Source organism: Pseudomonas sp. PB106, assembly GCF_009764645.1.
Taxonomy (GTDB): domain Bacteria; phylum Pseudomonadota; class Gammaproteobacteria; order Pseudomonadales; family Pseudomonadaceae; genus Aquipseudomonas.
On sequence record NZ_RWIM01000160.1, the window covers coordinates 1 to 25722 of the forward strand.

At 60.1% G+C, this 25722-nt stretch carries 28 protein-coding genes; 27 read left to right on the top strand and 1 reads right to left on the bottom strand.

Features of this window, described 5'->3' with window-relative positions:
• Positions 1-139 precede the first annotated feature (139 nt).
• The 13 genes from EJA71_RS20835 to EJA71_RS20895 all read left to right on the top strand — a co-directional run bounded on the left by EJA71_RS20835 (position 140) and on the right by EJA71_RS20895 (position 10098).
• On the top strand, positions 140-445 hold the full coding sequence (locus EJA71_RS20835; protein ID WP_158959451.1) for an STAS domain-containing protein: 306 nt from the start codon (positions 140-142) through the stop codon (positions 443-445).
• 5 nt (positions 446-450) lie between these two features.
• Complete coding sequence (locus EJA71_RS20840; protein WP_158959467.1) at positions 451-2154, top strand: SpoIIE family protein phosphatase; 1704 nt, start codon at positions 451-453, stop codon at positions 2152-2154.
• A 31-nt stretch (positions 2155-2185) separates the two neighbouring features.
• The gene (locus EJA71_RS20845) at positions 2186-2533 is read left to right on the top strand and encodes an Hpt domain-containing protein (protein WP_158959452.1); all 348 of its coding nucleotides are present in this window, start codon (positions 2186-2188) and stop codon (positions 2531-2533) included.
• A gap of 104 nt (positions 2534-2637) precedes the next feature.
• Complete coding sequence (locus EJA71_RS20850; RefSeq protein WP_158959453.1) at positions 2638-4002, top strand: flagellar hook-length control protein FliK; 1365 nt, start codon at positions 2638-2640, stop codon at positions 4000-4002.
• Positions 4003-4207: 205 nt separating this feature from the next.
• The gene (fliL, locus tag EJA71_RS20855; RefSeq protein ID WP_007920033.1) at positions 4208-4711 is read left to right on the top strand and encodes a flagellar basal body-associated protein FliL; all 504 of its coding nucleotides are present in this window, start codon (positions 4208-4210) and stop codon (positions 4709-4711) included.
• A 9-nt stretch (positions 4712-4720) separates the two neighbouring features.
• Entirely contained in the window at positions 4721-5689 is a 969-nt protein-coding gene (gene fliM, locus EJA71_RS20860) for a flagellar motor switch protein FliM (RefSeq protein WP_007920032.1), read from the top strand.
• Positions 5690-5745: 56 nt separating this feature from the next.
• Complete coding sequence (gene fliN, locus EJA71_RS20865; protein WP_008077656.1) at positions 5746-6195, top strand: flagellar motor switch protein FliN; 450 nt, start codon at positions 5746-5748, stop codon at positions 6193-6195.
• Complete coding sequence (fliO, locus tag EJA71_RS20870; RefSeq protein ID WP_158959454.1) at positions 6196-6648, top strand: flagellar biosynthetic protein FliO; 453 nt, start codon at positions 6196-6198, stop codon at positions 6646-6648. It abuts the gene before it with no gap.
• Positions 6648-7406: a flagellar type III secretion system pore protein FliP gene (gene fliP, locus EJA71_RS20875; protein WP_007920027.1), complete on the top strand. Its 759-nt coding sequence runs from the start codon at positions 6648-6650 to the stop codon at positions 7404-7406. The genes fliO and fliP overlap by 1 nt, the downstream gene beginning before the upstream one ends.
• Positions 7403-7672, top strand: a complete 270-nt coding sequence (gene fliQ, locus EJA71_RS20880; RefSeq protein ID WP_158959455.1) for a flagellar biosynthesis protein FliQ — start codon at positions 7403-7405, stop codon at positions 7670-7672. Before fliP ends, fliQ begins: the two co-directional genes overlap by 4 nt.
• A gap of 3 nt (positions 7673-7675) precedes the next feature.
• Positions 7676-8461 (top strand): flagellar biosynthetic protein FliR, encoded by a 786-nt coding sequence (fliR, locus tag EJA71_RS20885; RefSeq protein WP_064390869.1) that lies wholly within the window; start codon positions 7676-7678, stop codon positions 8459-8461.
• Positions 8462-8464: 3 nt separating this feature from the next.
• Positions 8465-9604 carry a flagellar biosynthesis protein FlhB gene (gene flhB / locus EJA71_RS20890; protein ID WP_158959456.1) on the top strand — a complete coding sequence of 380 codons (1140 nt, stop codon included), beginning with the start codon at positions 8465-8467 and terminating at the stop codon, positions 9602-9604.
• A gap of 251 nt (positions 9605-9855) precedes the next feature.
• Positions 9856-10098, top strand: a complete 243-nt coding sequence (locus EJA71_RS20895; protein WP_158959457.1) for a hypothetical protein — start codon at positions 9856-9858, stop codon at positions 10096-10098.
• A 176-nt stretch (positions 10099-10274) separates the two neighbouring features.
• On the opposite strand, the gene EJA71_RS20900 is transcribed toward EJA71_RS20895, so the two are convergent.
• Positions 10275-10631 (bottom strand): DUF6124 family protein, encoded by a 357-nt coding sequence (locus tag EJA71_RS20900; RefSeq protein ID WP_158959458.1) that lies wholly within the window; start codon positions 10629-10631, stop codon positions 10275-10277.
• Between the two features lie 619 nt (positions 10632-11250).
• On the opposite strand from EJA71_RS20900, the gene flhA reads away from it, so the two are divergent.
• The 14 genes from flhA to EJA71_RS20970 all read left to right on the top strand — a co-directional run bounded on the left by flhA (position 11251) and on the right by EJA71_RS20970 (position 25639).
• Positions 11251-13380 carry a flagellar biosynthesis protein FlhA gene (gene flhA / locus EJA71_RS20905; protein WP_158959459.1) on the top strand — a complete coding sequence of 710 codons (2130 nt, stop codon included), beginning with the start codon at positions 11251-11253 and terminating at the stop codon, positions 13378-13380.
• Positions 13381-13391: 11 nt separating this feature from the next.
• A complete protein-coding gene (gene flhF / locus EJA71_RS20910; protein WP_158959460.1) occupies positions 13392-14732 on the top strand; it encodes a flagellar biosynthesis protein FlhF in 1341 nt (446 codons plus the stop codon).
• A 116-nt stretch (positions 14733-14848) separates the two neighbouring features.
• Entirely contained in the window at positions 14849-15679 is an 831-nt protein-coding gene (gene fleN, locus EJA71_RS20915) for a flagellar synthesis regulator FleN (protein WP_003222917.1), read from the top strand.
• On the top strand, positions 15676-16416 hold the full coding sequence (gene fliA, locus EJA71_RS20920; RefSeq protein WP_007920004.1) for an RNA polymerase sigma factor FliA: 741 nt from the start codon (positions 15676-15678) through the stop codon (positions 16414-16416). The genes fleN and fliA overlap by 4 nt, the downstream gene beginning before the upstream one ends.
• Before the next feature lie 166 nt (positions 16417-16582).
• Positions 16583-16954, top strand: a complete 372-nt coding sequence (locus EJA71_RS20925; protein ID WP_024012118.1) for a chemotaxis response regulator CheY — start codon at positions 16583-16585, stop codon at positions 16952-16954.
• Positions 16955-16972: 18 nt separating this feature from the next.
• A complete protein-coding gene (locus tag EJA71_RS20930; RefSeq protein ID WP_122593422.1) occupies positions 16973-17761 on the top strand; it encodes a protein phosphatase CheZ in 789 nt (262 codons plus the stop codon).
• 35 nt (positions 17762-17796) lie between these two features.
• Positions 17797-20067, top strand: a complete 2271-nt coding sequence (locus EJA71_RS20935) for a chemotaxis protein CheA (protein WP_158959461.1) — start codon at positions 17797-17799, stop codon at positions 20065-20067.
• A 49-nt stretch (positions 20068-20116) separates the two neighbouring features.
• A complete protein-coding gene (locus tag EJA71_RS20940; protein WP_158959462.1) occupies positions 20117-21265 on the top strand; it encodes a chemotaxis response regulator protein-glutamate methylesterase in 1149 nt (382 codons plus the stop codon).
• Positions 21265-22005, top strand: coding sequence for a flagellar motor protein (locus tag EJA71_RS20945; protein WP_158959463.1), 741 nt, complete (start codon positions 21265-21267; stop codon positions 22003-22005). Before EJA71_RS20940 ends, EJA71_RS20945 begins: the two co-directional genes overlap by 1 nt.
• A 12-nt stretch (positions 22006-22017) precedes the next feature.
• Positions 22018-22908, top strand: a complete 891-nt coding sequence (gene motD / locus EJA71_RS20950; protein WP_008077690.1) for a flagellar motor protein MotD — start codon at positions 22018-22020, stop codon at positions 22906-22908.
• A gap of 43 nt (positions 22909-22951) precedes the next feature.
• A complete protein-coding gene (locus tag EJA71_RS20955) occupies positions 22952-23740 on the top strand; it encodes a ParA family protein (protein ID WP_158959464.1) in 789 nt (262 codons plus the stop codon).
• Between the two features lie 2 nt (positions 23741-23742).
• The gene (locus tag EJA71_RS20960) at positions 23743-24684 is read left to right on the top strand and encodes a CheW domain-containing protein (protein WP_158959465.1); all 942 of its coding nucleotides are present in this window, start codon (positions 23743-23745) and stop codon (positions 24682-24684) included.
• A 73-nt stretch (positions 24685-24757) separates the two neighbouring features.
• On the top strand, positions 24758-25243 hold the full coding sequence (locus EJA71_RS20965; RefSeq protein WP_108226832.1) for a chemotaxis protein CheW: 486 nt from the start codon (positions 24758-24760) through the stop codon (positions 25241-25243).
• On the top strand, positions 25244-25639 hold the full coding sequence (locus EJA71_RS20970; RefSeq protein ID WP_158959466.1) for a DUF2802 domain-containing protein: 396 nt from the start codon (positions 25244-25246) through the stop codon (positions 25637-25639).
• Positions 25640-25722: the final 83 nt, after the last annotated feature.

Sequence of the window (25722 nt, forward strand, 5' to 3'; positions counted from 1 at the left end):
AGCCTCCGGCAGCTCCTACAGGGGATCAGAGTAGGAGCTGCCGGAGGCTGCGATCTTTTGATCTGGCTTCCAGCCTTGCCCCAACCCTGTCCAGATGCTAAACCTTGTACACGTTCGTCAATGACAAGGAAGCCAGTCAATGTCAGTCGTTGCAGAAGTCTCACCGGATGGGAAAAAGCTCAGGATCTCGGTCAAGGGCCGTTTCGATTTCGGCAAACATCAGGAATTTCGCAATTCCTATGAACGCGTCGATCCCGAGCCGAACTCCTACGAGCTGGATCTGAAAGAAACCACTTATCTGGACAGCTCCGCACTCGGGATGCTGCTCCTGCTGCGTGATCACGCGGGCGGTGATGATTCGGACATTCGGGTGGTCAACCCCAACTCCGACGTGCGCAAGATCCTCGCCATCTCCAACTTCGACAAACTCTTCGACATCAGTTGACCACCATGCAGGCGCAAGAGCCGCTGACCATTCTGATCGCCGAAGACAGCGCCGCCGACCGCCTGCTGCTCTCGACCATCGTCCGCCGTCAGGGGCATGAAGTCCTGACGGCGGCCAATGGTGCTGAGGCGGTTGAGCTGTTTCGCCAGCAGCGACCCGATCTCGTCCTGATGGACGCGATGATGCCGGTGATGGACGGCTTCGAGGCCGCCCGTCACATCAAGGCCCTGGCGGGTGAGACGCTGGTACCGATCATCTTCCTCACCTCGCTCACCGAAAGCGAAGCGCTGGTGCGTTGTCTGGATGCTGGCGGCGACGACTTTCTGGCGAAGCCCTACAACCAAGTGATCCTCGCCGCCAAAATCAAGGCGATGGACCGCTTGCGTCGGTTGCAGGCAACGGTGCTGCAACAGCGCGATCTGATCGCCAAACACCACGATTACCTGCTCAACGAACAGCGCGTGGCCAAAGCGGTGTTCGACAAGGTCGCGCATTCCGGCTGCCTCAGTGCGCCGAACATTCGTTATCTGCAATCACCCTACGCATTGTTCAACGGCGACTTGTTGCTGGCGGCCTATACACCGGCCGGCGACATGCATGTGCTGCTCGGCGATTTCACCGGTCATGGTCTGCCGGCGGCAGTCGGCGCGATGCCGTTGGCCGAGGTGTTCTACGGCATGACCGCCAAGGGCTACGGCCTGGCAGAAACCCTGCGCGAGATGAACGCCAAGCTCAAACGCATCCTGCCAGTGGATATGTTCTGCTGCGCGACGCTGCTGTGCCTGAGTTCACAGCGGCGTTCGGTCGAAGTGTGGAATGGCGGCATGCCCGACGGCTATCTGCACCAGATGGCCACGGGCGAGCGTGTGCCGTTGGCCGCGCGCCATCTGCCGCTGGGAGTACTCAGTCCGCAGGCGTTCGACGATTGCACTGAAGTTCATCCCATGGCGGTCGGTGATCGGGTTTTCCTGCTGTCCGACGGGGTGATCGACACCAGTGATGCCAATGATCAACTGTTCGGTGTCGAGCGCTTGCAGCGCGTGTTTGCCGCCAATCGTGAGCCGGATCACTTGTTCGAGGATATCGAGCAGGCGCTAAGGGATTTTCGCGGCGAGGCTCGCGACGATGTGAGCATGGTCGAGGTCAGCCTGCTTGAGCCGGCCCAGGTCCGTCCTTCGGCGACGGTATATTCCGATAGCGGTCAGTCGTGCCCGCTGGACTGGTCGGTGAGTTTCGAATTTCGCGGTGCCACACTCAAGCGCTTCAACCCGTTGCCCTATCTGTTGCAGTTGCTGCTCGAAGTTCATGGGTTGCGCGCGCAAAGTGGCGCGTTGTACAGCGTGCTTGCCGAGTTGTACTCCAATGCGCTTGAACACGGCGTGCTTGGCCTGGATTCCAGTCTCAAGCGCGATGCCGCCGGATTTGCCCTCTATTACCAGCAGCGCAACGACCGGCTCGAAGCGCTTCAGGACGGTTTTGTGCGCGTGCATTTGCAGGTCCAGCCGCAAGGCGAGGGCGGTCTCCTGGTGATTCGGGTGGATGACAGTGGCAAGGGCTTCGATGTGGCGCGGGTGATGGAGCGACCGCTGGAGAGTGTCCGTCTGTCAGGTCGTGGAGTCAGTCTGGTCCGGCAATTGGGGCGCAATGCCAGTTGGTCGGACGAAGGTCGTAGTGCCCGCGTGGAGTTTTTCTGGGAGGTTCAGGCATAATCTGCGCAATTCTTGATCAAGGAGTGAACAAGTGACTGACAAACATGTAGATCGCGAAGTGCTCGACACCTTGCGCGACGTGATGGAAGACAACTATCCGGATTTGCTCGACACCTTTCTGAGTGATTCGGAAAGTCGCTTGCACGAGTTGCAGAAGACTGCGGATGCCAAAGCGTTGTCCGAGGTTGCGCACAGCCTTAAAGGCAGCGCGAGCAATATGGGCGCCGTTCGACTGGCGGAGCTGTGCCAGGAGCTCGAGTCGGAAGCCAACGACAAGAGCCCTGCAGAAATCGTCAAACTGGTCGCTGAGATCAGCGGCGAATTTGCCGATGTGCGCACTGTGTATGAAGACGAGCGACAGCACGCTCACACCCACTGATCCCGCCGTCCGGCGCTTTTCGCAAGCGCCGGACAAAGCTGGCCCGGCACTTGCAGTCATCTGCGCAACTGTACCTACGATCCCAGTGCAGCGGAGACCGTTTCATGCCTGCGACCCCCAACATCCTTCTTCAGAATGCCGCTCAGGCCAAGGCGCAAGCCGCCTCTGCCAAAACATCGGCGATGGCCTTAGACACCGGGGATAAAGCCTCAAGCTTCGCTAAAGTGTTCGCCGATCAGGGATCGATCAAGCCTGCCGCAACCGCTGACAACGCGCTCAAGCCGAGCCGCGACAAGGTCGCTGACAACGGCGGCAAAAAGGACGTTGGCAAGGATCCGTCTGCCGCTGCGCAACCGGCGGTTGCCGATAGCGGCAACGACTTGCCTGCCGATAAAACCGCGACGACTGATGACGCCACTGCCAGCAGCGACGACAACACCGACACAGCCCAGACCCCGGTGGTCGATGCTGCGCCGGTTGATCCGACGCTCGATCCGGCATTGGCCGTTGCTGTGCAACCGGTGGCCGCACCGCCCGTGGTGCCGACCCCGGCTGCTACCGCCCAGCCTGAAACCGAAACCCCTGCGCTCGCCGCATTGCCGAGCGTGGTCAAAGACCCGGCGCCTGCCACTGACAGCGATTTCGATCCTACGGCTGACCCACTCGACTCGTTGCCCGTGGTGCGCATGGCGATGGAGCAGGGCGGGCATATTTCCGCTGCCAGCCAGGCGCAACCGAAAGCCTCACCGGCTCAGGCTCAGGCCGACGGTGAACTGACGGCGGCGCAGAATTTTGCCGCCGGCATGGCCAGCATGCTCGACGTGCAGGCCGACAAGGACAGCACCAGTCAGGGCGGTGACAAAGCCTTCAGTGGCTTGATCGATGACGGCCTCAAAGACCTCAAGACTGCCACCAGCGACACCCGTGTCGATGACTTCGCCAACCGTCTGGCGGCGCTGACCCAAGCCGCTACACCGAAGACGGCCAACGCCGTGCCGGTCAACCAGCCGATCGCGATGCATCAGAGCGGCTGGACTGAAGAAGTGGTCAACCGCGTCATGTATTTGTCGAGCGCCAATCTCAAGGCGGCGGACATTCAGTTGCAGCCGGCCGAGTTGGGCCGCCTGGACATCCGCGTGAACATGGTTCCGGATCAGCAGACTCAGGTTACGTTCATGAGTGCGCATCCAAGCGTGCGAGAAGCGCTGGACGGCCAGATGCATCGCCTACGCGACATGTTCAACCAGCAGGGCATGGGCCAGGTCGACGTCAATGTCTCCGACCAGAGCCGAGGCTGGCAGGGCCAGCAAGGTCAGGAGCAGGCGCAGCAGGGCCAGAGTGGTCGCACCAGCGCCGCCGGTGGTCGCCTCGACTCGGCGGATGAGGAAGTGGCACCTGCCGCCATTGCTGAAGTGGCTGCGCAAACGACCAGCGTGATTGGCAGCAGCGCCGTCGACTATTACGCCTGACGTTTGCGGGGACATCAAAAGATCGCAGCCTTCGGCAGCTCCTACAGGGTGGACACGCACCTATGTAGGAGCTGCCGAAGGCTGCGATCTTTTGCTTTGTGCTTCCAGCAGTTCCTCCAATTGTTGGCTTGGACACTTCTGGCATAACACTTGCTCTTGCCTTGCCGTGCGACTGTGAAAACCCGATTAGTGACGGATTATTGGCATGGCGAAGAGCGAAACAGCAGCTGTAAAAGACCCCGCAACCAAAGGCAAACTCAAGCTGATCATTGTGATCGTGCTGGCGTTGCTACTGGCCATTGGCGCGTCCGTGGGGGCGACCTGGTTCTTCATGCACAGCGCTCAGAGCAAGCCTGCCGAAGCTGCTGATGCAGCGCCTGTCGGCAAACAACCGGCGATTTTCGAGCCGATGGCGCCGGCCTTCGTTGCCAACTACAACCAGAACGGCCGTCAGCGCTACATGCAGGTGAGCATCACCATGCTGGCGCGCAATCAGGCTGATCTGGAAGCGCTCAAAGTGCACATGCCGGTGATCCGCAACAACCTGGTGATGCTCTTCTCCGGTCAGGATTTCGCCACACTGGCGACCCCGGTCGGCCAGGAGATGTTGCGCCAGAAGGCCACAGCCAGCGTCCAGGAAGTGGCGCAGAAAGAGCTGGGCAAAGTGGTGATCGAACAGTTGCTTTTCACTAATTTCGTACTGCAGTAGGAACACGACATGGCCGTGCAGGATCTGCTGTCCCAGGATGAAATCGACGCGCTGTTGCATGGCGTCGACGATGGTCTGGTACAGACCGATAACGCTGCCGAACCCGGCAGTGTCAAAAGCTACGACCTGACCAGCCAGGATCGCATCGTCCGTGGACGCATGCCGACTCTGGAAATGATCAACGAGCGCTTTGCCCGTTACACCCGCATCAGCATGTTCAACATGCTGCGCCGCTCGGCGGACGTTGCCGTCGGTGGCGTACAGGTGATGAAGTTCGGCGAATACGTGCACTCGCTGTACGTGCCGACCAGTCTCAACCTGGTCAAGATCAAACCGTTGCGCGGCACCGCGCTGTTCATCCTCGACGCCAAACTGGTGTTCAAGCTGGTGGACAACTTCTTCGGCGGCGACGGCCGTCACGCGAAGATCGAAGGGCGTGAATTCACCCCGACCGAACTGCGCGTCGTGCGCATGGTGCTGGAGCAGGCCTTCGTCGATTTGAAAGAAGCCTGGCAGGCGATCATGGAAGTCAATTTCGAGTACATCAACTCGGAAGTGAACCCGGCCATGGCCAACATCGTCGGCCCGAGCGAAGCGATCGTGGTCTCCACCTTCCACATCGAGCTCGATGGCGGTGGCGGTGATCTGCACGTGACCATGCCGTACTCGATGATCGAGCCGGTGCGCGAAATGCTCGACGCCGGTTTCCAGTCCGACCTCGACGACCAGGACGAGCGCTGGGTCAACGCCCTGCGTCAGGACGTCCTCGATGTCGACGTGCCGATCGGCGCCACCGTCGCTCGTCGTCAGTTGAAGCTGCGCGACATCCTGCACATGCAGCCGGGGGATGTGATCCCGGTCGAGATGCCGGACGAAATGATCATGCGCGCCAACGGCGTGCCGGCCTTCAAGGTCAAGATGGGCTCACACAAAGGCAACCTCGCGTTGCAAGTGATCGAGCCGATCGAGCGTCGCTGAAGCGGCGCTTTCACCCCCACACATTTAGCTGAATTGTTGCCCGCCGAGGACACATGATGAACGACGATATGAACGCCCAGGACGATCAGGCACTGGCCGATGAATGGGCTGCTGCCCTGGAAGAGACCGGTGATGGTCAAGCTGACATCGACGCATTGCTGGCAGCCGACGCATCCTCCGGCTCGCGTCTGCCGATGGAAGAGTTCGGCAGCGTGCCGAAGAACAACGATCCGGTGACGCTGGACGGTCCGAACCTGGACGTGATCCTCGACATCCCTGTGTCGATTTCGATGGAAGTGGGCAGCACCGACATCAACATCCGTAACCTGCTGCAACTCAACCAGGGTTCGGTGATCGAGCTGGATCGTCTGGCCGGTGAGCCGCTCGACGTGCTGGTCAACGGCACACTGATCGCGCACGGCGAAGTGGTTGTGGTCAACGAGAAGTTTGGCATCCGCCTGACCGACGTGATCAGCCCAAGCGAACGCATCAAGAAGCTGCGCTGAGTGAAAAGGTTTCTCTGGGCTCTGCTGGCATTGCCGCTGAGCGTGCTCGCCGCCGAACCGTCGACCGCCACTACGGTGCCTGCCGCGACCGCGCCGATGGTGACCAGCGGCGTGGCCGGGCAATTGACGCAATTGGTGTTTGGCCTGTTGCTGGTGCTGGGGGTGATCTTCTTCCTCGCCTGGCTGTTGCGCCGCGTGCAGCAGGCGGGGCCTGCGGGCAAGGGGCAAGTGATCGAACTGATCGGTTCGCGCGCGCTGAGTCCGCGCGACCGCTTGCTGTTGGTCCAGGTCGGCAACGAGCAGATCCTGCTCGGGCTGAGCCCAGGCACCATCACCGCGCTGCATGTGCTCAAGGAACCGGTCGAAGTGCCTGCGACCGGTGAAAAAGCGACCCCGGAATTTGCTCAGCATCTGCTGAAGATTCTCGGCAAGGATCAGAAGGATACGAAGTAATGGGTGCGCTACGCATCGTCTTGACGCTGGCCCTGTTGCTGGCCGCGCCACTGGCGTTCGCCGCCGATCCGTTGTCGATCCCGGCGATCACGCTGGGCACCAACGCCGATGGCGCGCAGGAATATTCGGTCAGTCTGCAGATCCTGCTGATCATGACCGCGCTGAGCTTTATCCCGGCGGCGGTCATCCTGATGACCAGTTTCACCCGGATCATCATCGTCTTCTCGATCCTGCGTCAGGCCCTGGGCCTGCAACAGACGCCGTCGAACCAGATCCTGACGGGCATGGCGCTGTTCCTGACGCTGTTCATCATGGCCCCGGTGTTCGACCGGGTGAACAACGATGCGCTGCAACCGTATCTGGCGGAGAAACTCACCGCTCAGCAAGCGGTGGAAAAAGCCCAGGTGCCGATCAAGGACTTCATGCTCGCGCAGACCCGCACCAGCGACCTTGAGCTGTTCATGCGCCTGTCCAAGCGTACCGACATCGCCACGCCGGATCAGGCGCCGCTGACCATTCTGGTGCCGGCCTTCGTCACGTCCGAGCTGAAAACCGCGTTCCAGATCGGTTTCATGATCTTCATTCCGTTCCTGATCATCGACCTCGTTGTGGCCAGTGTGCTGATGGCGATGGGTATGATGATGCTCTCGCCGCTGATCATTTCGTTGCCGTTCAAGATCATGCTGTTTGTGCTGGTGGATGGCTGGGCGCTGATCATTGGCACCCTCGCCAGCAGTTTCGGAGGTGTCTCGCCATGACGCCAGAAGTCGCAGTCGATATCTTTCGTGAAGCGCTGTGGCTGACCACCTTGATGGTCGCGATTCTGGTAGTGCCGAGCCTGTTGGTCGGCTTGTTGGTGGCGATGTTCCAGGCCGCCACGCAGATCAACGAACAGACGTTGAGCTTTCTGCCGCGTCTGCTGGTGATGCTGGTAACGCTGATCGTGGGCGGACCGTGGATGGTGCAGACTTTCATGGAATACATCATCCAGTTGTACAAAAACATTCCGATGGTCATCGGCTAAGCCATGCAATCGCTGCTTCAGCTGACCGACACCCAGATCAGTACCTGGGTGGCCTCGTTCATGTTGCCGCTGTTTCGCGTCGCCTCGATGCTGATGGTCATGCCGGTGTTCGGCACCACCCTGGTGTCGCGGCGCATACGCCTGTATTTCGCCGTGGCGATCACCGTGTGCATTGCCCCGGGTCTGCCGCCGATGCCGGCGGTCAGCCCGCTCGATCTCAGTGGCTTGTTGCTGATTGCCGAGCAGATTCTGGTCGGCGCCGTGCTGGGATTTTCCCTGCAACTGTTCTTCCAGGCGTTTGCCGTGGCCGGGCAGATTGTCGCGATCCAGATGGGCATGGGCTTCGCCTCGATGGTCGACCCGGCCAACGGCGTTTCGGTGGCGGTGATCGGGCAGTTCTTCACCATGCTCGTGACCCTGTTGTTCCTGTCGATGAACGGCCATCTGGTGGTCTTCGAAGTCCTCACCGAAAGCTTCACCACGCTGCCGGTCGGCGGCGGGCTGATGACAGCGCAGTACTGGGAACTGGCCGGCAAGCTCGGTTGGGTGCTGGGCGCGGCGTTGTTGCTGGTGCTGCCGGCCGTCACCGCATTGCTGGTGGTCAACATCGCGTTTGGCGTGATGACCCGGGCAGCGCCGCAACTGAACATCTTCTCCATCGGTTTCCCGCTGACCCTGGTGCTCGGGCTGTTCATCGTCTGGGTCGGTCTGGCGGACATTCTCAATCAGTATCAGCCGCTGGCCACCGAGGCCTTGCAGTTGTTACGCGAACTGGCACGGGCGCGCTGAGTCATGGCTGAGAGCGAAAGCGGTCAGGACAAAACAGAAGACCCCACGGAGAAACGTAAAAAGGACTCCCGTGAGAAGGGTGAGATCGCCCGTTCCAAAGAGCTCAACACCCTCGCCGTGATGATGGCTGGTGCCGGCGCGCTGCTGGTGTTCGGTGGCATGCTGGCCGAAGACCTGATGGAGTTGATGCGCCTGAACTTCACGCTGTCGCGTGAGGTGATCATGGACCAGGGTTCCATGGGCGCATTTCTGTTGAAGTCAGGTCAGATGGCGCTGGTGGCCATCCAGCCGTTCATGATCACGTTGTTGCTGGCGGCGCTGATCGGGCCGATTTCCCTCGGTGGCTGGCTGTTTGCGGCCGGCTCCATGGCACCCAAATTCAGCCGGATGAACCCGGCGGCGGGCCTGAAACGGATGTTCTCGTTCAAGTCTGTGGTTGAACTGCTCAAGGCGCTGGCCAAGTTTTCGGTCACTTTGGGGGTCGCGTTGGTGGTGCTGTTATCAGACGTCGATGACTTGATGCGGATCGCCCATGAGCCGCTGGAGTCAGCGATCATTCACAGCGTCACGCTGGTTGGTTGGAGCACCTTGTGGCTAGCCTGCGGCCTGATCATCATCGCGGCTGTCGATGTGCCGGTGCAGCTCTGGGAAGCCCACAAGAAACTGCTGATGACCAAGCAGGAAGTGCGCGACGAGCACAAGGATCAGGAGGGGCGCCCGGAGGTCAAACAGCGCATTCGCCAGACCCAGCGCGAAATGTCTCAGCGCCGCATGATGGCGGCGATCCCCGACGCTGACGTGGTCATCACCAACCCGACGCACTACGCCGTCGCGCTCAAATACGATTCCGAGAAGGGCGGCGCGCCGATGCTGATTGCCAAGGGCAGCGACTTCCTCGCCCTGAAAATCCGCGAAATCGCCGTGGCCAACAACGTCATGCTCCTCGAATCGCCGGGGCTGGCGCGTTCGATCTACTACTCCACCGAACTTGACCAGGAAATCCCCGGCGGCCTGTACCTGGCCGTCGCGCAGGTTCTGGCCTATGTCTACCAGATCCGCCAGTTCCGCGCCGGTAAGGGCAAACGCCCGGATCCGCTCAAGGACGACCTGCCGATTCCGCCGGATTTGCGCCGCGACTCCTGACGGTCAATCGACGCCGTCTGTCTGAAAACCGCCTGTACCTGTTAGTTCTTACAGTAGACACAGGTCATACGCTGACGCTCTGATTGCGATGGGAATAACGGCTGATTTTAATACTCATCGCCGTCTGTCTGATGGTCGCCAGCACCTGTCAACTCTGACAGGTGCGTCGGTCCAAGTTTAGCGGTTTGATAGTGCGCTGAGGCCACACGTTTGGATGATGGCCAAATCCAGCAAACTCAAGGAGTAGCATCATGAAAGGTACATTCAGTCGTTATGATCCAAAAACTGGTAAAGGCACCATCACTCCAAATCCAGAGCCAGCAGCGCAGAGCGTTTCTTTTGGAGCGGCTGCGGGAGGCGTTCTGTCCGCTAAGGATTACACGTTCAGCATCCCACTGGCTGAGGCCAAGCATGTGAAGATCAACGTGGGCGGGATGGTCGAATTCGACAAGCTGACAACGGCCGGTGGTGAAGCCACCAACCTGAGATACTAATTTCCCGCGAAACCATAAGATCGCAGCTTTGCCGAAGGCTGCGATTTTTTTTTGATCGTTCCCACGCTCTGCGTGGGAATGCAGCCCGGGGCGCTCCGCGCCCCTTTCCCAGAGCCGAACGCGGAGCGTCCGTTGAGGCATTCCCACGCCGAGCGTGGGAACGATTTGTGACCGATCTAATTCGGCAACTCCAGATTATCCAGCGCCCGATTAACGGCCAACTCTCCGAGCATGATCAATTGCGCGATCCCCAGCAGCGTTCGGCGCTGCGATGCGGGTATGAGGTTGGCGAAGTCATGGGCGATGGTTCGTGCTGAGGCGAGGGTTTCGCAAGCGTTGGCCAGCAGCTCTTCGCTTTTGATGTCGGCGACGACGGCGTACATCGTGCTGGGTTTGCGCGCAGGCCGGGTGTTGCCGGGGCAGAGGTAATGATCGAGCGCGCGTTCGGCGGCGTCGTGGAGTTTTTTTGAGTCGATGGATTCGTAAGGTGAGGCGGGGTCGGTTTCGGGTGGGTTTGGTGTTGGTTTGATCATCGGTAGAGCCTCTAGAGTGGTGAAGCTGCCAACGTTCGCTGCTAACGAAGAGGGTGGCGGCTGTACGCGGGTTAGCAGACCAGGACTCTAGAACCCGGCGCACCGAAGTGCCCCACGCAAAGCCGCCATAACGGCAACGGACTTGTGCGTCTAGAGAAAAACCCGGGCTGCTAAACCCGATCACTGAACAATCAGCGACCGATCCACAATAGAACCCGACCCCAAGGCACACAAGCCGGCGGATTCTGGCTTGGCTGTAGGCAAAGGCGCAAGGATTTGTAGCCTGAAAGGCGTGTCTGCAGGTGTCTTTTAAACGCCTGAGTTTAAAAGGCGATTGGCGGTGACTTCTCTGGCCCTTTCGCGAGCAAGCTCGCTCCCACATTTGGATTGCATTCCACTCTGACATCTTGGAATGCAATCTCCTGTAGGAGTGAGCCTGCTCGCGATGGGGTTTTTCAGTCGATGAATTCGAACCAGACAAACCGCTATCGCGAGCAGGCTCACTCCTACACTGGCCGTGTTTTTCAATCAACCGCAAAAGTTGGAAAGCTTCTTGCAGTAGCCGCCGTGAGCCCGCTCTGGGCGTCAAAAGTTTGCTTTAAAGGAACGGGGAAAACCGGTGGATCGCTCTCAGTTATTCAACACTGCTCGCACAAACGTTGCCGACCTCAGTCGAGGCAATCTGGGCGTGCCGTTGTTGCTGCTGGTGATGCTGGCGATGATGATGTTGCCGGTGCCGCCGTTCCTGCTCGACGTGTTTTTCACCTTCAACATTGCCCTGTCGATCGTCGTCCTGTTGGTCTGCGTGTATGCGCTGCGGCCGCTGGATTTCGCCGTGTTCCCGACGATTCTGCTGGTCGCGACGCTGCTACGGCTGGCGCTGAACGTGGCGTCGACGCGGGTGGTGATGCTCCACGGTCAGGACGGCCACGCCGCTGCCGGTAAGGTGATTCAGGCCTTCGGTGAAGTGGTGATCGGCGGTAACTACGTGGTCGGTATCGTGGTCTTCGCGATTCTGATGATCATCAACTTCGTCGTGGTAACCAAAGGTGCCGGGCGGATTTCCGAGGTGAGCGCACGTTTCACCCTCGACGCGATGCCCGGCAAACAAATGGCGATCGACGCCGACCTCAACGCCGGCCTGATCGACCAGAACCAGGCCAAGTCACGCCGCCAGGAAGTCGCCCAAGAGGCTGAGTTCTACGGTTCGATGGACGGTGCCAGCAAGTTCGTCCGGGGGGACGCCATCGCCGGCCTGTTGATTCTGTTCATCAACCTCATCGGCGGTATGGCCGTCGGTATCTTCCAGCACAACATGAGCTTCGGCGATGCCGGCAAGGTTTACGCCTTGCTGACCATCGGTGACGGTTTAGTGGCGCAATTGCCATCACTGTTGTTATCTACAGCAGCAGCGATCATGGTGACCCGTGCTTCCGGCTCGGAAGACATGGGCAAGCAGATCAACCGCCAGATGTTCGCCTCGCCGAAAGCGCTGGCCGTGGCCGCCGGTTTGATGGCGGTGATGGGCCTGGTGCCGGGCATGCCGCACTTCTCGTTCCTGAGCATGGCCGCGCTGGCCGCCGGTGGCGCGTACCTGTTCTGGAAGAAGCAGAACGTGGCCAAAGTCGTGGCGCTGGAAGAGGTCAAGCGTCAGCAGGAACTGCTGCCGTCGCCGGCCCGCGCCATGGAAACCAAGGAGCTGGGCTGGGATGACGTGACGCCAATCGACATGATCGGTCTGGAGGTCGGCTATCGCCTGATCCCGCTGGTGGACCGCAATCAGGGCGGGCAATTGCTGGCGCGGATCAAGGGTGTGCGCAAGAAGCTCTCGCAGGATCTGGGCTTCCTGATGCCGACCGTGCACATTCGCGACAACCTCGATCTGGCGCCAAGTGCCTATCGTCTGACGCTAATGGGCGTGATCCTCGCCGAAGCCGAGATCTACCCGGATCGCGAACTGGCGATCAACCCGGGCCAGGTCTACGGTACGCTCAACGGCATCAACGCCAAAGATCCGGCTTTCGGTCTGGAAGCGGTGTGGATCGAAATCAGCCAGCGTGCGCAGGCACAATCCCTCGGTTACACCGTGGTCGATGCCAGTACCGTGGTGGCGACGCACTTGAACCAGATTCTGTACAAGCACTCCAGTGAGCTGATCGGTCACGAGGAAGTGCAGCAACTCATGCAATTGCTGGCCAAAAGCTCGCCGAAACTGGCAGAAGAGCTGGTGCCGGGTGTGGTCACGTTGTCGCAGTTGCTCAAAGTGCTGCAAGCGCTGCTCGCCGAACACGTGCCGGTGCGCGACATCCGCAGCATCGCCGAAGCCATCGCCAACAACGCCGCGAAGAGTCAAGATACCGCCGCGCTGGTGGCGGCAGTGCGCGTCGGCGTATCCCGCGCCATCGTCCAAAGCATTGTAGGCACTGAGTCCGAGCTGCCTGTGATCACCTTGGAGCCAAGGTTGGAACAAATATTGCTCAATAGTCTGCAGAAGGCAGGACAAGGCTCGGAAGAGGGCGTTCTGCTGGAGCCAAGCATGGCCGAGAAACTGCAGCGTTCGCTCATCGAAGCGGCGCAGCGTCAGGAAATGCAAGGTCAGCCGGTGATCCTCTTGGTCGCCGGCCCGATCCGCGCGATGCTCTCGCGCTTTGGTCGCCTCGCAGTCCCTGGATTGCATGTGCTGGCCTACCAGGAAATACCGGACAACAAGCAAGTGACCATCGTTGCGACAGTAGGGCCCAACGGCTGAGGTAGTGGTTTATGCAAGTTAAGCGTTTCTTTGCCGCCGATATGCGTCAGGCCATGAAGCTGGTTCGTGATGAGCTGGGCGCTGATGCCGCCATCATTGGCAACCGCCGCATTGCCGGCGGTGTCGAGCTGACGGCGGCACTGGATTACAAATTGTCGGCGCTGGCGCCACGGGTTCCGAACATGGAACTCGAAGACGAGCTGCGCAAGACCCAGTCGCGCATCGTCACCGCCCAGGCCGAACTGAGCCTGCGTGGCGAAGCCGATGGCAATAGCAATCGCCAGATCTTTGCCGGTCTGCCGCTCACCGCTGGCCTGCCGCTGACCGCCGCTGAACCGCTGACCGAGCCGACTTACGCCGCTCCGACGCGTCCGGCCCCGGCGCCTGCACAACCATCGGCCGGTGTTGATCCGCGTGCGCTGGATTCGATGCGTTTCGAATTGAACAGCCTGCGTGAGCTGATGGAAGTTCAGCTCGGCACTCTGGCGTGGAATCAGCTGCAAGGCAGCCGCCCGGCCCAGGCCAACCTGTATCGCCGTCTGCAACGCATCGGTCTGTCCGGTCCGTTGTCGCGCGATCTGCTGGCGATGATCACCGATATCGAAGAGCCGCGTCAGGCCTGGCGCATGTTGCTTGCGCACTTGGCGCGGATGATTGCCGTACCGGAAGTCGAGCCGCTGGAAGAGGGCGGTGTGATCGCCATGGTCGGCCCTGCCGGCATGGGCAAGACCACCACGCTGGCCAAGCTGGCCGCGCGTTATGTGCTCAAGTACGGCGCGCAGAATGTCGCGCTGGTGAGCATGGACAGTTTCCGTATCGGCGCTCAGGAACAACTGAAGACGCTGGGCCGCATTCTCAATGTGCCGGTGACCCACGTCGATCCTGGCCAATCGCTGGTGCAGGCACTGGATCCACTGCTGCGCAAACGCGTGGTATTGATCGATACTGCCGGCCTGCAGGCCAGCGATCCGGCCCTGCGCATGCAGCTAGAAAGCCTGGCTGGGCGTGGCATCCGTTCAAAAAATTATCTGGTCTTGGCAACCACCAGCCAGAAACAGGTTCTAACCGCCGCTTATCACAGTTACAAGCGTTGTGGGCTAGCTGGCTGCATCCTGACTAAACTGGATGAAACGGCAAGCCTGGGCGAAGTGTTAAGCCTGGCGATCAGTCATGAATTGCCGGTCGCGTACCTGACCGATGGCCCACGGATTCCGGATGATTTACATCTGCCGCGCCGTCATCAACTGGTCAGCCGCGCCGTCAGCGTGCAAATGCAGGAAGAACCCAGCGAAGAAGCCATGGCTGACATGTTCGCTGATATCTATCACAGCCCGACCAAGCAGGTAGGCTGAGGTATTCATGAACAGTTTTTGTACCTACATCGATGGTCTGCCATGCATTGTTCCGGTTGTGAACGCGCAGCCAGTAATGTGGCCTCCGTCTATGCAAGACAAGGTAAAGAAATAACATGGGCAGCATGCATCCCGTACAGGTGATCGCGGTGACCGGCGGCAAAGGTGGCGTCGGCAAGACTAACGTGTCAGTGAACTTGTCCCTGGCGCTGGCAGAGCTTGGCCGTCGGGTCATGCTGCTGGACGCCGATCTGGGGCTGGCGAACGTCGACGTTTTGTTGGGTCTGACCCCTAAACGCACACTGGCTGACGTCATCGAAGGCCGTTGCGAATTGCGCGACGTGCTGTTGCAGGGGCCGGGCGGTATCCGCATCGTGCCGGCTGCTTCCGGCACCCAGAGCATGGTCCACCTGAGCCCGGCGCAACACGCCGGTCTGATTCAGGCGTTCAGCGACATCGGCGACAATCTCGACGTACTGGTGATCGACACCGCTGCGGGTATTGGTGACTCGGTAGTCAGTTTCGTACGCGCAGCGCAGGAAGTGTTGCTGGTGGTCTGCGATGAGCCGACCTCGATCACTGACGCCTACGCGCTGATCAAACTGCTCAACCGCGATTACGGCATGAACCGCTTCCGCGTCCTCGCCAACATGGCGCAGAGCCCGCAGGAAGGGCGCAACCTGTTCGCCAAGTTGACCAAGGTCACGGATCGCTTCCTCGACGTCGCCCTACAATACGTTGGCGCCGTGCCTTACGACGAAAGCGTGCGTAAAGCGGTGCAGAAGCAGCGTGCCGTCTACGAAGCCTTCCCGCGCTCCAAGTGCGCGCTGGCGTTCAAAGCCATTGCACAGAAGGTCGACACCTGGCCGCTGCCCGCCAACCCGCGCGGCCACCTCGAGTTTTTCGTCGAGCGTCTCGTGCAGCAAACGGCAGGGCCCGTGCTATGACCGCTAGCGGTATGAATTACTACAAAAAGTCGGCACGCGACGCTCAATACGAGCTGATCGAGCGTTACGCGCCGCTGGTCAAACGCATTGCCTACCACTTGCTGGCGCGGTTGCCGGCGAGTGTGCAGGTCGAAGATCTGATTCAGGCCGGGATGATCGGCCTGCTCGAAGTCTCGACCAAATATGACGCCAGCAAAGGCGCCAGTTTCGAAACGTACGCGGGCATTCGAATCCGCGGCGCGATGCTCGACGAAGTGCGCAAAGGGGATTGGGCGCCACGCTCGGTTCACCGCAATACCCGTATGGTCAGTGACGCAATTCGCTCAATTGAAGCTAAAACCGGCCGTGACGCTAAAGATCACGAGGTTGCAGCCGAACTCCAATTGAGTCTCGACGATTACTACGGGATTTTGAATGACACCTTGGGCAGCCGCCTCTTCAGTTTCGACGACCTGTTGCAGGACGGCGAACACGAAGGGCTGCACGAGGATGGCGCGAGTGCTCATCTTGAGCCGTCACGCGATCTGGAAGATGAACGCTTCCAGGCGGCGCTGGCGGACGCGATTGCCAATTTGCCGGAGCGTGAGCGACTGGTGTTGGCGCTGTACTACGACGAAGAGCTGAACCTCAAGGAAATCGGTGAAGTCCTTGGCGTCAGTGAATCGCGGGTCAGCCAGTTACACAGCCAGTGCGCGGCCCGTTTGCGGGGGCGTTTGGGGGAGTGGCGAGCGCGCTGAAGGCAGTGTGGGGACACTGCGAACGAGGCTGGTGCGGTGATGAACGGCACCGGTCTTGCTCTGTTGTGCTCCAGACAGTCTTCGAGTGCTGCGCCGATTGATTGAAGTGGCGTGTCCAGGTGCTGGGCGCGTTTAAGACTGCTTGGAGGTCGAATTGAACAAAGACATGAAAATCCTCATCGTTGATGACTTCTCAACGATGCGGCGGATCATCAAGAACCTGCTGCGTGATCTTGGGTTCACCAACACCGTCGAGGCTGACGATGGCACCACTGCCATTCCAGTGCTCAACAGCGGAAGCATCGACTTTCTGGTAACGGACTGGAACATGCCGGGCATGACCGGTATCGACCTGCTGCGTCACGTGCGTGCCGATGAAAAACTCAAGCACCTGCCGGTCCTGATGGTGACTGCAGAAGCCAAGCGCGAGCAGATCATCGAAGCCGCTCAGGCCGGTGTGAACGGCTACGTAGTCAAACCTTTCACGGCTCAGGCGCTGAAAGACAAAATCGAGAAGATTTTCGAACGCATCGGCTGATGAACGCGCGGGGGAGCTATGGAGCATAAAGAATCTTCACAGGGCGATTTCGAGTCGACCCTGAAAAAACACGCGGTCGAACTGGTCGAGAGCCTTGAAAAAGGCAGGTTCGGCGACGCTGTGCAACTGATCCATGAGCTCAATCAGACCCGTGACCGCGGCCTGTATCAGGAAGTGGGCAAGCTCACACGCGAACTGCACAGTGCGATCGTCAATTTCCAGATCGATCCGCACATGCCGCAGGCCGAGGAAGTGTCGCAAATCACCGACGCTACCGAACGTCTGGGCTATGTGGTCAAGCTGACGGAAGCCGCGGCCAACCGCACCATGGATCTGGTGGAAAGCGCCACGCCGGTGGTCAATGGTCTGGCTGAAGAAGCCCAGGCCTTGAGTACCGATTGGGGTCGTTTCATGCGTCGTGAAGTCGGGGCTGAAGAGTTCCGCGAACTGGCGCGCCGGGTCGACGGTTTTCTGTCACGCAGCAGCACGGGTAACCGTGAAGTGTCGAGCCATCTCAACGACATCCTGCTGGCTCAGGATTACCAGGACCTCACCGGTCAGGTGATCAAGCGTGTGACCCAACTGGTCACCGAAGTCGAAAGCAATTTGCTCAAACTCGTGCTCATGGCCAGTCAGGTTGACCGCTTTGCGGGCATCGAACATGACCGCGCCGCGATGCTTGCAGAAAAAGATCCACAAAAACATCTCTCGCAGGGTGAAGGTCCGCAGATTCATGCCGATAAACGAGAAGACGTTGTGTCCGGTCAGGACGATGTGGACGATTTGTTATCCAGCCTTGGATTTTGAGTTTAGGTTTTTAGACCTGTAGGAGCACCCCATTAATGAGCTTCGGCGCCGATGAAGAGATCCTTCAGGATTTCCTGGTTGAGGCCGGCGAGATTCTTGAGCAACTGTCCGAACAACTGGTCGAGCTGGAAAGCCGTCCGGATGACGCAGATTTGCTCAACGCAATTTTTCGCGGTTTCCACACTGTAAAAGGGGGCGCCGGCTTCCTTCAGCTCAATGAGCTGGTGGAGTGCTGTCACATCGCCGAAAACGTGTTCGACATCCTCCGTAAGGGTGAGCGTCGCGTTGATGCAGAACTGATGGACGTGGTGCTCGAAGCACTGGACGCAGTGAACAGCATGTTCAGCGAAGTCCGTGAACGCGCACCGATCACTGCCGCTACTCCGGAACTGCTGGCCGCTCTGGCGCGTCTGGCCGAACCGCAATCGGCGGACGAAGCCCCGGCTTCGCCAGTGGCCGAGATGATCGAAGAACTGGTCGTCGAAGGCGACGCGTCGGGCGACATCACCGATAACGAATTTGAACAGCTGCTGGACTCGCTGAACGCCGTCAAGGCTGAAGCCGAAGCCCCGGTGGCTGCTGCCCCAGCGCAAACGGCTGCGGAAGCTGCGAGCGATGAAATCACCGATGCCGAGTTCGAGTCGCTGCTCGATCAGTTGCACGGCAAAGGCCAGTTCGCCGTTGATGCGGTAGCCCCGACGGCGGCCGCTCCGGCAGCGCCAGCGGCAGGTGACAGCTCGGACATCACCGACGACGAATTCGAAGCCCTGCTCGATCAGTTGCACGGCAAAGGCAACTTCGCCGTTGAAGCGCTGGAGTCGGCGATTGCCTCGGCACCTGCGCCAGCGGCACCGGTTGCTGCGGCTGCCGGCAGCGATCTGATCAGCGATCACGAATTCGAATCGCTGCTCGACGAATTGCACGGCAAAGGCAAGTTCAGCGAAGTCGGCACCGCCACGGCGGGCAGTGCTTCGACGGTTGCCACGCCAGCTGCCAATGCACCTGCTCCCGTAGCAGCGCCAAAGCCTGCCGCTAAGCCTGAGCCGAAAGCCGAAGCGCCGAAACCGGCCGCCGCTGCTGCACCGGCTCCGGCCCGTGCGCCGGCGACACCGCCACCGGAAAAACCGGCGAGCGAAGCCGAGACCACCGTGCGCGTCGATACCGCACGTCTCGACGAAATCATGAACATGGTCGGCGAGTTGGTGCTGGTGCGTAACCGTCTGGTGCGCCTGGGCCTCAACAGCGGCGACGAAGCCATGTCCAAAGCCGTGTCGAACCTCGACGTGGTCACGGCTGACTTGCAGACCGCGGTGATGAAGACGCGGATGCAGCCGATCAAGAAGGTCTTCGGGCGCTTCCCGCGTCTGGTTCGCGACCTGGCACGTCAGCTGAAGAAAGAGATCAACCTGGAACTGGTGGGTGAAGAAACCGATCTCGACAAAAACCTTGTCGAGGCGCTGGCCGACCCGCTGGTCCACTTGGTGCGCAACGCGGTCGACCACGGCATCGAGTCGCCGGAAGAACGCGAAGCCTCGGGCAAGGCCCGTGGCGGTCGTGTCGTGCTGGCCGCCGAGCAAGAGGGCGACCACATCCTGCTGTCGATCTCCGATGACGGCAAAGGCATGGACCCGAACGTCCTGCGTTCGATCGCGGTAAAACGCGGGGTGATGGACAAGGACGCGGCTGATCGCCTCAGCGATACCGAGTGCTACAACCTGATTTTCGCCCCGGGTTTCTCGACCAAGACCGAGATTTCCGACGTCTCTGGCCGCGGTGTCGGCATGGACGTGGTGAAGACCAAGATTTCCCAGCTCAACGGTTCGATCAACATTTATTCGACCAAGGGCCAAGGCTCGAAGATCGTCATCAAGGTGCCGCTGACCCTCGCGATCATGCCAACCCTGATGGTCATGCTCGGCAACCAGGCGTTTGCGTTCCCGCTGGTCAACGTCAACGAAATCTTCCACCTCGACCTGTCGACCACCAACGTCGTCGACGGTCAGGAAGTGGTGATCGTGCGGGACAAGGCGCTGCCATTGTTCTACCTCAAGCGCTGGCTGGTCCGCTCTGCCGCTCACGAAGAGCAGCGTGAAGGCCATGTGGTGATCCTTTCGGTGGGGACTCAGCGGATCGGCTTCGTCGTCGATCAACTGGTCGGCCAGGAAGAAGTGGTCATCAAGCCATTGGGCAAAATGCTTCAGGGCACTCCGGGCATGTCCGGCGCCACCATCACGGGTGACGGCCGCATCGCGCTGATTCTCGATGTTCCAAGCATGCTCAAGCGTTACGCCGCACGGCGTATTTGAATCCGGGGCAGCGGGGCGACAACGTTCCGCTGCACCTAATGGAGTGTTTATGGCAGTCAAAGTCCTGGTGGTGGACGATTCGGGTTTTTTCCGCCGCCGCGTCTCGGAAATTCTTTCAGCGGATCCGAGCATCCAGGTGGTCGGCACCGCAACCAACGGTAAAGAGGCGATCGATCAGGCCCTGGCGCTCAAGCCGGACGTGATCACCATGGACTACGAGATGCCGATGATGGACGGCATCACGGCGGTGCGGCACATCATGCAGCGCTGCCCGACCCCGGTGTTGATGTTCTCCTCGCTGACCCACGAAGGCGCCCGAGTGACCCTCGATGCGCTGGATGCCGGCGCGGTGGATTTCCTGCCGAAAAATTTCGAAGACATCTCGCGCAATCCCGAGAAGGTCAAGCAACTGCTGTGCGAAAAGGTCCATAGCATCTCGCGCAGTAATCGCCGTTTCAGTGCTTACAGTGCGCCGGCTCCAGTGGCTGCGCCTGCACCTGCGCCAACTCCGGCGGCATCAAGCTTCAGCAGTCACAGCACTCATGCACCGGCTCGTCCGGCGCCAGCTCCGGTGCATGCACCTGCGCCAAGTCGCGCGTCGACGGCCGGTTCGTCATCGCCAGCACCGAAACGCAAAGCCTACAAACTGCTTGCCATCGGCACCTCGACGGGCGGCCCGGTTGCCTTGCAACGTGTGCTGACTCAGCTGCCGGCAAATTTCCCGGCGCCGATCGTGCTGATCCAGCACATGCCGGCGGCGTTCACCAAGGCTTTCGCCGAGCGTCTCGACAAGCTCTGCCGCATCAGCGTCAAGGAAGCCGAGGATGGCGACATCCTGCGTCCGGGCCTGGCGTTGCTGGCCCCGGGTGGCAAGCAAATGATGATCGACGGCCGTGGCGCGGTGAAGATTCTGCCGGGTGACGAGCGTTTGAATTACAAACCATGCGTGGACATCACCTTCGGTTCGGCGGCGAAATCCTACGGCGACAAAGTTCTGGCGGTCGTGTTGACCGGCATGGGCGCCGATGGCCGTGAAGGCGCGCGTCTGCTCAAGCAGGGTGGCAGCTCGATCTGGGCACAGGACGAGGCAAGCTGCGTGATCTACGGCATGCCGATGGCTATCGTCAAAGCTGACCTCGCCGATGCGGTGTACAGCCTGGACGATATCGGCAAGCACATCGTCGAGGCGTGTATCTGATGGATGTTCTAAGCCTTATCGGGATCATCATGGCGTTCGTCGCCATCATCGGCGGCAACTACCTGGAAGGTGGTCACCTCGGTGCGCTGGCCAACGGCCCGGCGGCATTGATCGTACTGGGCGGCACCGTCGGTGCCGCGCTGCTGCAATCGCCGATGAGCGCGTTCAAGCGCGCCATGCAGATTCTCGCCTGGATCTTCTTTCCGCCCCGAGTCGACCTGGCTGGCGGCATCGACCGCGTGGTCAATTGGAGCCTCACTGCGCGCAAGGAAGGCCTGCTGGGTCTGGAAGGCGTGGCGGATGCCGAACCTGACAATTACTCGCGCAAAGGCTTGCAACTGCTGGTCGACGGCGCCGAGCCGGAAGCGATCCGCAGCATCCTCGAAGTGGATTTCTACACCCAGGAAGCGCGCGACATCGAAGCCGCGAAAGTCTTCGAAAGCATGGGCGGTTACGCGCCGACCATCGGCATCATCGGTGCGGTGATGGGCCTGATTCACGTGATGGGCAACCTCGCTGATCCGACGCAGTTGGGCAGCGGCATTGCCGTCGCATTCGTCGCGACCATCTACGGTGTGGCCAGTGCCAACCTGATCCTGCTGCCGGTGGCGGCCAAACTGAAGTCTATTGCGCTACGGCAGTCGCGTTATCGCGAAATGTTGTTGGAAGGCATTTTGTCGATCGCCGAAGGTGAAAACCCTCGCTCCATCGAGTTGAAGCTTCAGGGCTTCATGGATTAAGGGAATAAGCTCATGGCACGTCGTCGCCACCAGGAAGAGCATGTAAACCACGAACGCTGGCTGGTTTCCTACGCTGACTTCATCACATTGCTGTTCGCGTTCTTCGTGGTCATGTACTCGATTTCGTCGATCAACGAAGGCAAGTACAAGGAAATTTCCGAAGCGCTGGTCGGGGTCTTCAAAGACTCCGACCGCGCGCTGAAACCGATTCCGATTGGCGACGAACGACCGAAGACCGTGACCCCGGCCAAGCCGCTGGTCAAGGACGCCGAGCAGATCGACGCGGGTATCGCCGGGGCCAGTGATCCGCTGAAAAGCATCGCTGATGACATCAGCGCCGCCTTCGGTGACTTGATCAGCTCCAACCAGATGACTGTGCGCGGCAACGAGCTGTGGGTCGAGATCGAACTCAATTCCAGCCTGTTGTTTGGTAGCGGTGATGCCATGCCGAGCGACATTGCATTCAATATCATCGACAAGGTCGCGGCGATTCTGAAGCCGTTCGACAACCCGATTCACGTCGAAGGTTTCACCGATGACCAACCGATCCGCACCGCGCAGTACCCGACCAACTGGGAGCTGTCCTCGGCGCGCTCGGCGAGCATCGTGCGCATGCTGGCGATGCAGGGCGTGAACCCTGGCCGGTTGGCTTCGGTGGGTTATGGTGAGTTTCAACCGGTCGCCAATAACGCCACCGTTGAAGGCCGCGCGAAGAACCGTCGTGTGGTGTTGGTGGTGTCGCGCAATCTCGATGTACGCCGCAGCCTCACGGGCACCGGGACCGCCAATGCGCAACCGGACGCTGCGTTGAAGCGTGCTGGCACACAAACTGCACCGACCCCGGTCAAGACGCCGGGACGCGAGAGTGCCGTCAATTCTCCGTCACCCGCATTAACACGCTGAGCTATGTCTCGGTCGAGCATATCGGCCGGGAGGAACGAACTGAATGAGAGTCTGGGCAGTCGCCAATCAAAAGGGTGGTGTCGGTAAAACCACATCTTCCATCGCTTTAGCCGGATTGCTGGCCGAGGCGGGCAAGCGTGTGGTTGTCGTCGATCTCGACCCGCACGGCTCGATGACCAGCTATTTCGGTTACGACCCCGACAGCCTGGAGCACAGCAACTACGACCTGTTTCTGCACAAGGGCAACGTGCCGCAAGGCCTGCCGGGGCAGTTGCTGTTGTCGACCAGCGACGAACGCATTTCCCTGTTGCCGTCGAGCACTGCGCTGGCGACCCTTGAGCGTCAGTCGCCGGGGCAGAGTGGCCTCGGTCTGGTGATCGCCAAGAGTCTGGCGCAGCTGTGGCAGGACTTCGATTATGCCGTCATCGACAGCCCGCCATTGCTCGGCGTGCTGATGGTCAATGCGCTCGCCGCGAGTCAGCAACTGGTGATCCCGGTGCAGACCGAACACCTGGCCGTCAAAGGCCTGGAGCGCATGGTCAACACCCTGGCAATGATCAACCGTTCACGCAAACAAGCGCTGCCGTTCAGCATCGTGCCGACCTTGTTCGATCGCCGTACGCAGGCATCGATGCATACCTTGCGCGTGCTGCGTGACAAATTTCCCGACGAGATCTGGCAGGGTTACATCCCGGTCGATACCCGTCTGCGCGACGCCAGCCGTGCCGGTGTCACGCCTTCGCAATTCGACGGCAAGAGCCGTGGCGTGCTGGCCTACCGCGCGCTGCTCAAGCATCTGTTGGCGCAACAACTTGTTCCGCAGGTGGCGTGAGCATGAATCGCCCGGTCAAACTCACCTCGCGCCCGCAATTGGCCTTGCAGTCCTATCTGGAAGACTTGCTGCTTGACGTTCCGGAAGCGCTGCCAGCATTCATCGCGGCGCAGCCTGACGTTGTGGAAAGCGCCGAGGCACTGGACGAGTTTCAGGCAGCGGTGCTGGAAGAGCAGGCCCGAGATGCGCAGAAAGCCGCCAAACCGGTTGCCGCGCCAGTCGCTGCGCCGACGGTAAAAGCGCCAGTGGCACTGATCGAAGAAACGCGCGCGCCAGTGTCGACACTCGCGCCGCTGCTGCAAACCCAACTGCTGAAGACCACGCCGGAACCGGCCGTGGTCGAACCCGCTCCTGCTCCGGCTGCACCCGCGCCCGTCGAGCAGACGCTGGTGCCGCCGCTGGTCGAAGTCCATCTGCCACCGAACAACACGCCGCCACCGGTGGAAACCGATGGCCGCCCGGCCTGGGCCTCCGAAGCGTTCGAATGCCTGCTGTTCGACGTCGCCGGGCTGACCCTGGCCGTGCCGCTGGTGTGCCTCGGTTCGATCTACTCGCTGGCCGGCCACGAGCTGACGCCGCTGTTCGGCCAGCCGGAGTGGTTCCTCGGGATTCTGCCGAGCCAGGCTGGCAACCTGAAAGTCTTGGACACCGCGCGCTGGGTCATGCCGGATCGCTACCGCGATGACTTCCGTCAGGGCCTGCAGTACGTAATTTCGGTACAAGGTTACGAGTGGGGCCTGGCGGTGCATCAGGTCAGCCGTTCGTTACGCCTGGACCCGAATGAAATCAAATGGAGAAGTCATCGAGGTCAGCGGCCATGGCTCGCCGGCACGGTGATTGAACACATGTGCGCCTTGCTCGATGTCGCAGCTCTTGCCGAGTTGATCGACAGCGGCGGCGCAAAGCACATGTCCGGCAGTAAGCCGAACCACAAACCGACATAACAGACAGTACCGGCATCGATATGCCGGAAAACGAAACATACACCGCTAGGGCGGTACTTCGAGGGGCTAGGGTATGAACGACAAGGCGACGGCGGCAAAGGGTTCTGAAGATCCGATCCTGCAATGGGTAACCTTCAAACTGGACAACGAAACCTACGGCATCAACGTGATGCGCGTTCAGGAAGTGCTGCGCTACACCGAGATCGCTCCGGTGCCGGGCGCGCCAAGCTACGTGCTGGGCATCATCAACCTGCGCGGTAACGTGGTCACCGTAATCGACACCCGTCAGCGCTTCGGCCTGAACAGCGGCGAGATCAGCGACAACACCCGTATCGTCATCATCGAAGCCGACAAGCAAGTCGTTGGCATCATGGTCGACAGCGTGGCCGAAGTGGTTTACCTGCGTCAGTCGGAAATCGAGACCGCGCCAAACGTCGGTAACGAAGAGTCGGCCAAGTTCATCCAGGGCGTGTGCAACAAGAACAACGAGTTGCTGATCCTGGTCGAGCTGGACAAGATGATGAGCGAAGAAGAATGGTCGGACCTGGAGAATATCTGATTGATTCTCGAGGTCGCGGTCATTGTCCTGTTCCTATTCTGGGCAGGCACGCTGGCAATGTTTGTGTCGTACATCAAGGCGCAAAAAGTGATTGCCGCGCAACAGGCTCAGGGCGATGCGCTGCGTGATCAGCGCATCAAAGACCTGGCCAAACGCGTCGACGATTACCAGAACGGTAACGTGCGTATGGGCGAAGCGCTGCACGAGTTACGTGCCGTGGTGAGCCCATTGCCTGACAAGATTGTTGCGCTTGAACAGCGCGATCCATCGAGCCTGTCATTCGCCCAAGCGGCGAAACTGGTGGGTATGGGCGCGAGCGTCGATGAACTGACTCAGTCGTGCGGGTTGACCCAGGCTGAGGCGGAGTTGATGCGTAAGCTTCATAAAGGCAGCTAAGAGCTTCGAGCTTTTAGCGGCAAGCAAGATCAAAAGATCGCAGCCTTCGGCAGCTCCTACAGAGATCCCATGTAGGAGCTGCC